Genomic DNA, 11,864 nt, shown 5'->3' with positions numbered 1-11,864 from the left:
GTCAGACTGCGCCACTCTTTCTAATCTTATGCCCCTTGAAATGTTCGACTCAATGAATACTGCGTCAATTGGAATATCGCTCAAGGGCTTCAGCACCTTCGGCATTCCTTGCGGTTGAAAATGCAATCTCATAAAAGGGGGCGGGTGTCGCTGTCCATATCAAGGCGTAGCTTAGGTGTCGGAGATAGGCTTGTCTATCATCCTTAAGGGTTAATCCGGTTGGTATTTGCTACTTACTTTTATTGAAAATTGACCTCGCCGGCATGGTATTGATCAATGATGCGCACGCAAATATCACCTCGGACCTGCCAGGTCTGAACCCAATACCGCCTGAGCGATATAAGTTGCAGGAATACCCGGACCGTGGTGATGTGAAAAAATGCAGCATAATGGATTTTTGCAGTATCGGTTGCGATACACAATGCGGCGGCAGGGCTGCCATGGATGTTTTGTTTATTCTGTCTGGCAGTGTTCACTGCTGTCTAAGCCGTGGGGGCTATTACTGAGGAAAGACAAACGCAATACAGCGAGGAAGAACATGCTCACTATTACAAATCGGTGCGGTATCGCTTTATTGTCAGGTTTTTTCGATCTCGTTGACCGCGTATCTCGCGTCTTTACGCGGACTGACCTATTGGTTTATGTTATGCGTACCGTCCGTTTCTAAACCGGTATCATTGTTTTGAAAATTGCTCTCGTTAAATTACAGATTGGACGAAGTAACCTCTCCAGTTATAGGTAGTGTCACTAAAAACTCACTCCCCATCCCTAGGCCTGCACTTCGTACATCAACGCCCCCCCCGTGCATATGTACAATGGATTTGACGATCGCCAGGCCGACACCCAGACCTTGCTGAGAATGATCAAGTGACGGGGGGCCTTGCTTGAAAAGCTCAAAGACCAAAGGCAGCATTTCGGATGCAATACCCATTCCATCGTCTTTAATTGTTACTGTTACTGTGTCGTCGTTCAGACAAGCGGATATCGCGATATGTCCTTGCTCCTGAGTGAATTTTGACGCATTGTTAAGTAGATTTGAAAATACCTGTGCCAGTCGAACAGCGTCACCGTTTAAGTTGATGGCCTCAAGCGGTAAATTGACCGTCAAGATTTGATTTCTGCTCGCAATAAAGGGCGCGCTGATCTCGACAGAATTATTAATGATATCTGCGAGGGACACTGTGCGCTTTTCCAATGAAATTTTTCCAGCGCTAATTCGTGACACATCAGCCAGGTCATCCACGAGGTACTTAAGATGCTTGAATTGTCGAGCAATGACTCCCTGCAGTCTCGGTAACTGTGGATGTGCATCTACAATTTTCCCAAGTAAGTCTGCGGCCAAACCTATAGGTGCGAGGGGACTACGCAATTCGTGCGCTAACAAGACAAAAAATTTTTCTAGTCGCAGGTTTTCGATCTCCGCCTTGGCTTGCAGGTCTTGCGCACCAAAGGTCGCTTCAATTAAATTGCGATTTGCCTCCCGCAACTGCAATACAAGCTTTTCCAAATTGGTCCTGCTTGTATTGACTATTTCTAAATCGGTCTCAGAACTCAAACTGTCAAAATCGTTGCGCACAACTCCCTCGACCTCGCTAGCAATTTGATGAGAGACTCTTGAACAGTTAGAATATGGCTGTTTTGGCAAGACTGTACCCATTTTCAAAGTTCCGCCTAGATGAAAAGGAGGTTCGTACAATTGATCCGCATTAACCGTTCAATCCTCTTGGAGAGACCTTGCAGAACCATTGGTCGGGGAATTACAAGAGTGAATTGGCCAACTGCTTTTCCATCTGCCTTTACTCGCCGCTGATATACCCATATAAATTACTTTAGTCGCGGCAGCGTCTTTCTCTTTGATCCATATCAAGGTTGTACGATTGAGCCCAGTGTCCTTTGGTGCTCGTTTGAGTAAGGATGGGGTAATTTGGAAAGCCACCCCCTTATTTTATTTAACATAATATAAAGAGTTAGCATCGCTAGAATGCTGGAGAGCCAATGCTGGCGCGGCTTCCGCTTGTGTCGGTGTCAAAAACAGATTGACAACGAACGCAAGGAGGAGGGCGCTAGCGGTCGCTGCCATCCTCGTCATAAAAACTTCAAACAGTGATTTTTGACCCGTCTTTTCCGCGCGGTCAATGCACGCCGCACCGATCACTTTGATCGGGTCAATTCCCAATTCCATCGCAACGGCGAGACATGCTTCGTCGTCCATTACGCGCTTTCCGGACATGTATTGGCTGATCGCGCTCTTCGTCAAATTCAATTTCTTGGCAAGTTCTGCATCATTAATTTGATGCCGTTCTTTTAACATTTCTAAGAATCTTACACTTTTCATATTAGTTTCTTTCTTGACAGAGTTTGCACCTGTGAACTAATGTTCACAACTGTGAACGATCACACCTGTGAACTTGACGAGACTTTACCATGAAACAGCAAGAAGACCGGTTTACCCGTGACGCGTTTGCAACGCCCGTAAGAGGTCGTCCGCGCAAGCCTGACGCACTGACACCGGCTCAGCGTTCCAAAGCGTACAGAGCACGCCAGAAGGCTGCAAAGCTCTCTCAGTTCACCCCCTCCAATTAATTTCCGTGACGCGTCACGAAAAATACATGACCACTTCCCCGAATCTGCAAAACAACGAAGTCCCGGCGGCGACCGCCAAAGGGTCGCGCTTGCGCGGCACTGGCGGTGCCGGTGGGACTTCACCCCGTCCTGTAAAACGGGGTGAAAGTCTCCCTACGGAGCAGGGCGTCATTGTGGACTGGCTTCGTTTTACCTTCCTTCCTACCGGCGCAATTACTCACGCCCTGGAACAAATGAATCGATATTTCAAGCTCTGGTTTCCAGTTCCGGTAACGATGGTCTCCAGCAAGCGCGGATTGCACGGCTATCAGGCTAGTCACGATGTCATGGCCTACATCGACGGCGAAATGATCAGGCTTGCGATTGTGGCCTGTGGAGGCGACAACGTCGGCGGCACGATCTGCGTCGATGTGAGCGGTACAGGCTGTGCCATTGTCGATGACTGGCAAGCCATCTACGCCACGATGCAAGACCTTGACGCACGCATCACGCGGTGCGATCTGGCGATGGATTTTCTCGACGGTGAATGCACCATCGGGCAGATAGAAGAGATGTACATGGCTGGCGAGTTCAACAGCGGTGGACGTATCCCGAAGTATTACAAACATGAGGGCGGCGATATTCATTCGCTCGGCTGTCTCGGACGCACATTTGAGATAGGCCGCAGGGCATCAGGGAAGCTCGTTCGCGCCTACGAGAAAGGTAAACAATTGGGTAATCAAGACTCCAACTGGCTCCGCATCGAGATCGAGCTACACAATAAAAATCGCGTCATTCCGCATGACGTGATTCTCAAGCGTGCTGAGTATTTCGCAGGCGCACACAAGGCGCTGGAAGGCTTTGTAGCAACAGCCTCGCGCAAGATTCCAACCCTACAGCGACAACACGAAAGTGAACTTGCAAGGAAGCTGGAACACCTGCGCAACCAGTACGGCAAGACCATCGACCAAGCGTCGAAATTCTATAGCGACGATTACGCCTCATTGATCGCGGATATCCGAGTAAAGGGGATACCGGCATCGATGCATAAATCTGCGCTGGCAACGCACGTGTACGGCTCACACGCTCCAGAGTCCGAATTAATGAGGGAGTAAATCATGGAAGTCAAAGCAAAGGTAACAATTCGCGGTGCCAAAATTTTCAAAGGCACCATCGACGGCAAAGACATGGACAGCGGCAAGATTTTTACGGACGTTGATCTGAAGGGCGAAACGTCTTGGGGTGTCTGCACGCAAGAACTGAAGTGCAGCGATTCGGCCATGGTGAAAGAGATCGCGCATAACCCTTTCCCCTTCATTGCCGAAATCGACATTCTGATGGAAAGCAACGGCAAGGTAACGAGCCAGTTGGTGACCAAGATCAAGCCTATGCAACGTGAAGCTGCTCCAGCTAGCGCAGCAAAAGCGGCTTAAACATGGCGCTCTGCGTATCAGCATCAACGAACCCAGACGGCTCGCTGCAGCTGGTGCCAGACCCGTCAAAAACGGATTTGGGTACATGTAGTTATGTACTGCAGTCAGGTGCGGAGGTAGCGGAATCGTCACTCGCTAATCTCACACCTGCCCAAGGTCTAGAGATTTCAATGAGCGTTTGCGCTCTTTGGGCTTTAGCCTGGGGAATTAAACAAGTGGCGAAAACATTGAAAGGAATTGGAAATGAAGAAATCGAATAAATTGAAACTGGCTGTTGCTGGTGCGATGGCTGTTGGCGTATCTGCTGCAAACGCTGCCAGCACAATCGACACATCCTCTGTGACTTCCGCAATGACAGACGCAAGTGCTGCAGTTGCTGTAGTCGGTGCTGCTGGTCTGGTGGTTATCGTCGGCACCAAAGTATTCAAGTGGATTGCTCGCGCACTCTAATTTCGGCTGCAGTAAGGGGGCTTCGGCTCCCTTTTTTTCGTTAACGACTATGAGAACTCAACATGCTTGGATATATCGTCTTGGTCGCCGTTTGCGGCGCGTTCTGGATATTGTTTTCCTCTTAGGAGCAATTTTTTATTGCGCCGATTCTTTGGCAATGGGCATTAATGGTCACGTGTGGACTAAGACCGGTGCCAACGGGACTTTTTCCTATCCAGACTGCGGCAGTCATGAGTCAAAGGTGAAATTTACCAACAACACCGCAGGCGATTATTCCGCTGGGAATGTGTCAGTGTCCTGCGGAGATACTAATCCTAATGACGGGTCGTTTTGGGGTCTTTATACCTATAATCTGATCGGCGGCTGCTCCGCTGGATATTCTGCGTATGGCGTTTCATCTTGCCGCAAGCAGTGTACCGCACCGCAATTCAACTTTCCCGACGCGTCAGACAGTTGCGTTGACAAGCCAGACTGCAAAGTCACTGAGAACTACATCAGCGCAAGCAATAGCTGTGTGCCTAAAGTTTGCCCGACCGGCCAGACCATGAACCCTACCACCGGCGCATGCTATGACAATACGCCGCCTCCAGATACAGGGACAACAAGCTCTACCGGCTCTACCGGCTCAAATGGCGGCGGCAGTACAGGCTCAACCGGTTCGACGGGTAGCGGCAGCACAGGTGACGGCGGAACAAGCAGCACTGGCGGCACCTCGACAGGATCTACGGGCACAACATCCAGCAGTACAAGCTCTACCGGCAGTTCAACAACCTCTACAGGCTCGACAGGCGGCAGTACCACTTCTACCAGTGGTAACGGCACTGGTTCAACGTCTACAGGCTCCACCGGCTCAACAGGTGGCACCTCAGGCGGTTCGACTGGTTCCACCTCGACCGGCAGCACATCCACCGGTTCAACGGGTAGCACATCTGGTTCTACCGGCAGTACCGGCTCGACCTCAAGCGGCTTAGGCTCTACAGGTGGTTCCACTGGCTCTACCGGCTCAACATCAGGCGGCTCTACTGGCAGCACGACATCCGGCTCCGGGTCCGGCAATGGCGATGACCCAAGCGGTGATTTTTGCGCTAAGCATCCTGAATTGAATATTTGCAAGAACTCCAGTGTTCAGGGCGATTGCGCTCAAACCACTTGCGACGGCGATGCGATCACCTGCGCCATCCTGCAGAAACAGCGCCAGCAGTACTGCGAAGATCATGACGAAAAAAATCCTCAAGTGATTTTGGGTAAGCAGTTGTTGAATGGTGAGGATCCGATGAAGTCGCAGTATCCGACCTTGGACAACGCGCAAACCGTCGATCTATCTCAGAACCACCTGGACACAGGCGGCTGGGGCTTAGGCGGTTCCTGCTTTCAAGATAAAACCTTTTCGGTTGCGGGTGCCTCCGTGACTATTCCGCTGTCTCAATCCTGCCAATACCTGATCGCCTTTCGCTACGCAATTATGCTGCTCGCCGGTATTGCTAGCTGGCGCATGGTGTCCGGCTCCATCTTAAGGAACTGATATGCAATTTCTCGTTGCCGCATTAATTGGTGGTCTGGTGCAAATCGCAGCCTCGTTGGTCGGTCGTGTGTTGATGGCCTTGTTTGTCGGCTATGTCACCTATACCGGCTTCTCGGCCACAACAAACCTGATCGTCGATCAGATGAAATCTTCACTGCTGGGCATGCCTTCTGATATCGCATCTTTTCTCGGCTGGCTGTGGGTCGATAAGGCGCTGTCCATGATGGTGTCTGCCTTCACTGCGGCGCTGGCCGTCAAGCTGGCCGGTGGCGACAAGCTGACTAAAATGGTGATCAAAAAATGATAAACCTCTTCACGGGATTACCCGGGAACGGCAAGACACTGTATGCATTGAGCTACGTCAAGGCATGGGCAGAGAAGGATAGCCGACCGGTATTCTACGCAGGGATTAAAGGTCTCAAGCTGGCATGGCAAGAGATCGATGCAAAACAGTGGATGGACTGTCCGCCGAATTCCATTGTCGTCATTGATGAAGCACAGTTTCAGTTTCCATTGAGAGCGTCGGCCAAGGATATTCCAGACCACGTTAAACAGTTGGCCGTGCATCGGCATTCGGGTATCGATCTGGTCCTGATTACCCAGCATCCCGGCTTGGTCGATCCGTTTTTGCGCAAGCTCGTAGGTCGTCACCTGCATATCGTGCGCACCTTTGGTACCGAGAGGGCGACCATACACGAATGGGCAGCCTGTCAGGACAACTGCGATAAGTCGGCAGGGCGCGCTAGCTCGATCAAGCATCACTGGAAATACGACAAAGCCGCCTATGCCTATTATGAGTCCGCAGAGGTGCATACCGTTAAGCGCAATATTCCTATGCGCCTGTTCGTGTTGATGGCGGTACCGGTGTTGCTGATCGCTGCCGTGTTCTATGTGTATCGCTTCACAAAAAAACACAATGAGGCCGATGCTCAGCCAGTCAACGCAACAGCGCAACTGAGTCCGGCTGCTCCAGCGAACGGCAATAAAAAGACCGGCTCCTATGTCAACGCCAAGGAAGATGCCAAGCAATACGTGTATGAGAATATGCCGCGTGTGGACGGTCTCCCATTTACGGCGCCCAAGTACGATGAATTGACGGCGCCCACGCAGGCACCGGCTCCGGTCGCCTGTATGGCCACAAAAAGCCGCTGTAGTTGCTACAGCCAGCAAGCCACTCCGATAGCCATGGCGGACAACCTGTGCCGCGAGATCGTGAAAAACGGCTATTTCCAAGATTTCGATGTGGCAGGCAAGAGCAAGGATAGACAGCCTGCCTATCAGGCTAATGCAGTGGTGCTGAATGATCAGGGCAAGCAGGCCCGGCCAGAACTACCAAGCCCATCGGGCGCTATCGTCATGCCGTTTGAACGCGGCGCACGTCTTACTCCAAAAGGATAACCATGATCGCATTGCCTATTACCGGCACAGATAGCCGCGTCCGCCAACTGGTGGCCAACTACTGCAGCACAGTGCTGCTGATGTATCTCGGCTTGCTGTTCTATACCGAGTTCAGCGTGTATCACGCTGGCATCTACGGCGCTTACTGGGAGCCGCAAACCTTGACATGGATGTCCGCGATACATATCAGCACGCCTAAGGCCCTGAGGGCTTTATTTTGGGCGTATGCAGTAGTGCTGGTGCCTTACTTCGCGCTGGCCGGTAATGTGGAGGCCAAAGGCTATTTGTTCATCAAATGGCTGTCGGCCGCAGTTTCCGGCCGCACTAAGATGCTGCCGGCAGAAAAACAAGCGGCGCTAGTGCTTTTGCTGAAATTCGTTTTTGTGCCATTCATCATTAATGCCGGCATTGTGCACGTGTGCCAGTTGAACTACCGGATAGTGGACGTGTTCAAGTACTACAGCTTGCCCGAACTGGAGCGGCCATACTTCGTCAAGGACATGGCCGTGCTGTACCTGCAGATCGCGACGGCCTTTGTCTATACGCTGGATGTGGTGCCGTTTGTGGTTGGCTATCTGACGGAAAGCCACCTGCAGGACAACAAAATCAAGTCGGTCGATGTCACTGCGTCCGGCTGGTTCTTCTGCTTGATGTGCTATCCGCCGTTTAACAACGCGGCAGGCGCTTTCATACCGACAAACGTGCCTGATCATGTGGAAAGCTTCGCGGCCATTCTCGGCACAGACTTCATTGGGCGCAATCTGCATCTGGTTCTAAACAGCCTGGCGGTTCTGTTCCTGCTGGCGTACGCCTCCTGCAGCGTGTCGCTGGGCTGGAAGTGTAGCAACTTGACGAGTAGGGGAGTAGTGCGGTCGGGGCTGTACGGGATAGTCAGACATCCAGCCTACGTGTGCAAAAATGCTGCATGGTGGATTTTTGCGGGTTCGATTGCGATACACAATGCAGCGGCAGGGCGTCCATGGGTGTTTGACTTACTGTGTCTGGCCTTGTTTACCTGTGTCTATGCGATGAGGGCGATTACTGAAGAAAGACACTTGCAATACAGCGATGTTGAGTATGCGAGTTATTGCCAACAAGTGCCTTATCGATTCTTACCTTGTTGGATTTAATATCGGCCAAAATCATAATTCATTGTAGACTAATACTTCAAATTTCAGGGAGCCTTCGATGACTAATCATGATGAGACATTATTGTGGCATTACACCAGACGGGATCCGGCGGAGAAAATTATTAGCTTTAGGAGTTTTTGGGCAAGCAGTATTTTGTTCTTGAACGATTCTACTGAGTTTGATCACTTAAGAGACTTGATTACGGAGTGGATAAAAATAACTCCTTCCAACGTCGGTGGTTGGGGCGATCCTAAGGATGTACCGTATTTTTTGAAGGGGAGTCAAACCGTTGTGGTCGAGTCTTTTCGCAAAAGCTTGTTTCATCCTTCACGTATGCACGCTTACATTATATCGTTGACTACAGTTCGTGATGACCTTAGCCAGTGGCGAGCGTACGGGACAGGTGGTGGAATGTCGCTTGGTTTTTCAAAAGGTGAGCTTACGGATGTCGCTGAGTCCGCTGGTTTTCAGTTAGAGGATTGTATTTACGATGACGCGGTTAAGAGGTCATTAGTGCATCAGCTTATGGTCAAGCATGTTGCAGAATATGACAAGGTCGCAAAATCTTTGGAAAGGGACGATTTACTCAATTCCTCCATGGGTAGTTGGACATTTTCCGAGCCAATGAAAGATCTACTTCGTAATTTTTATGCCGATGCCCAAAGACTGGCTTGTCGGATTAAAAGTTCTGCGTTTGCCGCTGAACGTGAGTGCCGCTTGATTGGACTGTTTGCTCCGAATGCTAAGGATGTGCGATTTCGTCACAATGACTCTATGACTGTACCTTATAGGGTTTTCTCAATGGAGAAGGACGGCAAGCTGAGCGCCCTGAGAAAAATTGTCGCGGGACCATCTCCCCATATAGACTTGAACCATTTAGCGTTTCAGGGCATATGTTTGCATAATGGCTTACTGGACGTCGAAATTACAGACTCTAGTATTCCTTTTCGTTTCTGGTAGTGCGTTAGCTTGTAATTTTCCTGACCCAAATTTAGAATGGCCGTTATGAAAACACTCATAGCGGCCATTTTTCTTTGTTCGTGCAGCCTGGCGTCAGCGGCCATCAATGTGTGTATCGATGCCGACGGCAAGAAAACCTTCACTGATCAGGCCTGCAGCAAGTTTTCTTTGAAAGACACCAATCCACAGCCAGTGGTTGTTGCTGCTCCCACTCGGCCAGCGCAGCCGTACGTAGCTCCACCTTTGCCAAATATCGTCATCGAGCCGTCTTCGATCAAAGACCCACCGCAGCAAAGTATTTGGTTTGTCCGTCATCGGACTGACTATCCTTTGTTGATACTCATAGGCGCGTTTCTATTTCCGGTCGTTTTTATCCTGCTTTGGTACGTCTTCGATTTTGGAAATCGGCGCAAGCGGCGTATGGGCGTAGACGCAGCGGCAAAGCCGTAAAATATCTCTGCCCTTATCGAATTTAGCTTGGTGCGTCTGGCAGCGTTTTCATGAAAAAAAAGGAGACTAATCTCCTTTTTTCCCTTGGTTGGATGCTATAGATTTAGTAGCCCTCGTTGGATGATGCCCAATTGTCTAACAGGTAGATGTAAAAGATTGTCGACTATGGTGTCGTCGGCGACCGTTTTTATGTACCACGTGCTTGGATCGTTAGGATCATGAATTACGGCTATCACATTGATTTGGTATCCCGCCACGTCAACATAAAAATGAGATTCGCGAGCAACAATCTGTCGTGCGGCCTCTTGTTTTGTGCAATGGCCCCAAGGCCCCCATACGTGCGTGATGCTGCCTAGATATAAGCCAAGAAGCCCGGCAGAGCGAGACACTTCAGTGATTTGCTTGTATAACATATTTAATACTCCAGTTACATTTATAAAGGAGCATGAAATTTTCGACCCAGCACACCTGTATCTAAATACAGTCTTGACATGCAGATGCTATTGCACGAAACTTCGGGTTCTCAGGCTCATCGTTTCGTGTAAATTCTACGTCTCGATTCCATGGCACCTAGGCATTAATGTCTAGGTGCGATCTCCACCTACTAGATATAGTAGGTCGGCCAATCTGACCACTACCCCTAGTTGCGCGCATTATACCTCCAACATTTTTTTGTGTGTCAATTTTTATTGTCAAATTGCCTTCAGCATAAAGGCGGCGGCAAAGCCGTAAAATATCCCTGCCATGATCGAAGTAAGGTAGTCGGGCTTATTCCAGGAACTGGAGCGGTCGACGCCTCTCAGGGCGGCCAGAGGGATTTTTAGCCGGGCATTCCCAGCTCGTGTTTTTCCCAGTGCGGCCAAATCAAATCAGCTCCCATCATGCAGACCAACTCAGCGTTCGCAGCTGGTCAGCATCGTTAGCACTTTTGCATTAAAATATTTGCTTTCCAGCAAAGCTGCAAAGACGTGCAACAACTCGAACTTTTCCCATTTGAGCATTTAAGTGACGCGGAAAAACAACAGGCTTTAAATTTAATTAGGTCGCAATATTGGATTCTCCGGAACACCCGAGGTTGGCGTTTTGGAGATGCGCCGCGGCGCAAAGCTTATCGCAAAATCGCAGCCGAAAAAAAACGCCTGATGCTATCAGGCGTTTCGAAAAGGGAGGTTTTGGATTTTTTAGCTTGCTGCCGGTTGAAGTGCAAACGGGGTAGAGACTGCCCGAATTGCTCGGCCAAATATGCGGCGTAATTTGCGAGCCATTTCCACAAGCCATTTAACATAATATAAATTATGCGAAATTATGACTATCCAAATTCCCCCTTCAAAATAACCAAAATTCTCTGTGGAAGCACACCCCAAATCCGTGCCTTTCCTATTTAAGTGCGTATATTAGTAACTTTACAATTCTCAACTGAGAGATGCGATGGCTACCGAGGAGCAAAAATACTTAAGCGTGGAAAGACCCGTTTTTCTTGCATTCATCAAATCTGCAAAATTACTAATAGACCACGAGAGCATTTGCAAAGAAATTGGATCATCTATGCCCGACATTAGCTGCCGCTTAACTGATAAAACCCACTATTTTGAGTTGGTCGAGATATGCGATTCAAGAATTGCAGAAGCGAATGCTTTCGAGCTAAAGAATTTTGCAGCCGATAACGATACGCCCGCGTCTTACACCAGAGCCGCCGATCCCACCGGAAATATAATCAGAGACAAGTTCAAGAAAACTTATAATACATCGCACCCAATTGATCTTCTTTGCTACGTCGCTGGGCGTACCGTATCACCAGATGATTTAATAATAAGCCGTATCCTCGAAATTGCCGAAAGCAAGAAAACCTCCTTCAATCGCATTTGGTTATACGGAGAAAAGTACGTCTATAGCGTTTGGCCTCAGTATATCGAATACCCAAGATAAAAACCTCATGTGGGACTTTTTTACTTCTTGCG

The 11,864-nt window shown here is 49.5% G+C and carries 13 protein-coding genes; 10 read left to right on the top strand and 3 right to left on the bottom strand.

Annotation, left to right across the window (positions count from 1 at the left end):
- Positions 1–703: 703 nt before the first annotated feature.
- The gene (locus tag IEW12_RS00390) at positions 704–1,657 is read right to left on the bottom strand and encodes a sensor histidine kinase (RefSeq protein ID WP_188564032.1); all 954 of its coding nucleotides are present in this window, start codon (positions 1,655–1,657) and stop codon (positions 704–706) included.
- Between the two features lie 288 nt (positions 1,658–1,945).
- Positions 1,946–2,335 (bottom strand): helix-turn-helix domain-containing protein, encoded by a 390-nt coding sequence (locus tag IEW12_RS00385; protein ID WP_188564031.1) that lies wholly within the window; start codon positions 2,333–2,335, stop codon positions 1,946–1,948.
- A gap of 274 nt (positions 2,336–2,609) precedes the next feature.
- Between IEW12_RS00385 and IEW12_RS00380 the strand changes: the two genes are divergently transcribed.
- The 3 genes from IEW12_RS00380 (at position 2,610) to IEW12_RS00370 (ending at position 4,445) form a co-directional block, all read left to right on the top strand.
- Positions 2,610–3,677 (top strand): replication initiation factor domain-containing protein, encoded by a 1,068-nt coding sequence (locus IEW12_RS00380; RefSeq protein WP_188564030.1) that lies wholly within the window; start codon positions 2,610–2,612, stop codon positions 3,675–3,677.
- A gap of 3 nt (positions 3,678–3,680) precedes the next feature.
- Complete coding sequence (locus IEW12_RS00375) at positions 3,681–3,995, top strand: hypothetical protein (RefSeq protein ID WP_188564029.1); 315 nt, start codon at positions 3,681–3,683, stop codon at positions 3,993–3,995.
- A gap of 243 nt (positions 3,996–4,238) precedes the next feature.
- The gene (locus IEW12_RS00370) at positions 4,239–4,445 is read left to right on the top strand and encodes a major capsid protein (protein ID WP_188564028.1); all 207 of its coding nucleotides are present in this window, start codon (positions 4,239–4,241) and stop codon (positions 4,443–4,445) included.
- Between the two features lie 567 nt (positions 4,446–5,012).
- Here IEW12_RS00370 and IEW12_RS00365 read toward each other — a convergent pair.
- Positions 5,013–5,477, bottom strand: coding sequence for a hypothetical protein (locus IEW12_RS00365; RefSeq protein WP_188564027.1), 465 nt, complete (start codon positions 5,475–5,477; stop codon positions 5,013–5,015).
- 67 nt (positions 5,478–5,544) lie between these two features.
- On the opposite strand from IEW12_RS00365, the gene IEW12_RS00360 reads away from it, so the two are divergent.
- The 7 genes from IEW12_RS00360 to IEW12_RS00325 all read left to right on the top strand — a co-directional run bounded on the left by IEW12_RS00360 (position 5,545) and on the right by IEW12_RS00325 (position 11,832).
- A complete protein-coding gene (locus IEW12_RS00360) occupies positions 5,545–5,967 on the top strand; it encodes a virulence factor TspB C-terminal domain-related protein (RefSeq protein ID WP_188564026.1) in 423 nt (140 codons plus the stop codon).
- Between the two features lies 1 nt (position 5,968).
- Positions 5,969–6,271, top strand: a complete 303-nt coding sequence (locus tag IEW12_RS00355; RefSeq protein WP_188564025.1) for a DUF2523 domain-containing protein — start codon at positions 5,969–5,971, stop codon at positions 6,269–6,271.
- Positions 6,268–7,365, top strand: coding sequence for a zonular occludens toxin domain-containing protein (locus IEW12_RS00350; RefSeq protein ID WP_188564024.1), 1,098 nt, complete (start codon positions 6,268–6,270; stop codon positions 7,363–7,365). Before IEW12_RS00355 ends, IEW12_RS00350 begins: the two co-directional genes overlap by 4 nt.
- 2 nt (positions 7,366–7,367) lie before the next feature.
- Positions 7,368–8,495: a methyltransferase family protein gene (locus IEW12_RS00345; RefSeq protein WP_188564023.1), complete on the top strand. Its 1,128-nt coding sequence runs from the start codon at positions 7,368–7,370 to the stop codon at positions 8,493–8,495.
- A 58-nt stretch (positions 8,496–8,553) separates the two neighbouring features.
- Entirely contained in the window at positions 8,554–9,456 is a 903-nt protein-coding gene (locus tag IEW12_RS00340; protein ID WP_188564022.1) for a DUF2971 domain-containing protein, read from the top strand.
- A 45-nt stretch (positions 9,457–9,501) separates the two neighbouring features.
- On the top strand, positions 9,502–9,906 hold the full coding sequence (locus tag IEW12_RS00335) for a DUF4124 domain-containing protein (RefSeq protein ID WP_188564021.1): 405 nt from the start codon (positions 9,502–9,504) through the stop codon (positions 9,904–9,906).
- A gap of 1,428 nt (positions 9,907–11,334) precedes the next feature.
- Positions 11,335–11,832 (top strand): hypothetical protein, encoded by a 498-nt coding sequence (locus IEW12_RS00325; protein ID WP_188564019.1) that lies wholly within the window; start codon positions 11,335–11,337, stop codon positions 11,830–11,832.
- Positions 11,833–11,864: the final 32 nt, after the last annotated feature.

The sequence above is a fragment of the Parundibacterium terreum genome (assembly GCF_014636315.1).
Classification (GTDB): Bacteria; Pseudomonadota; Gammaproteobacteria; order Burkholderiales; family Burkholderiaceae_D; genus Undibacterium; species Undibacterium terreum.
This window is presented reverse-complemented; position numbering and strand designations above follow the sequence as displayed.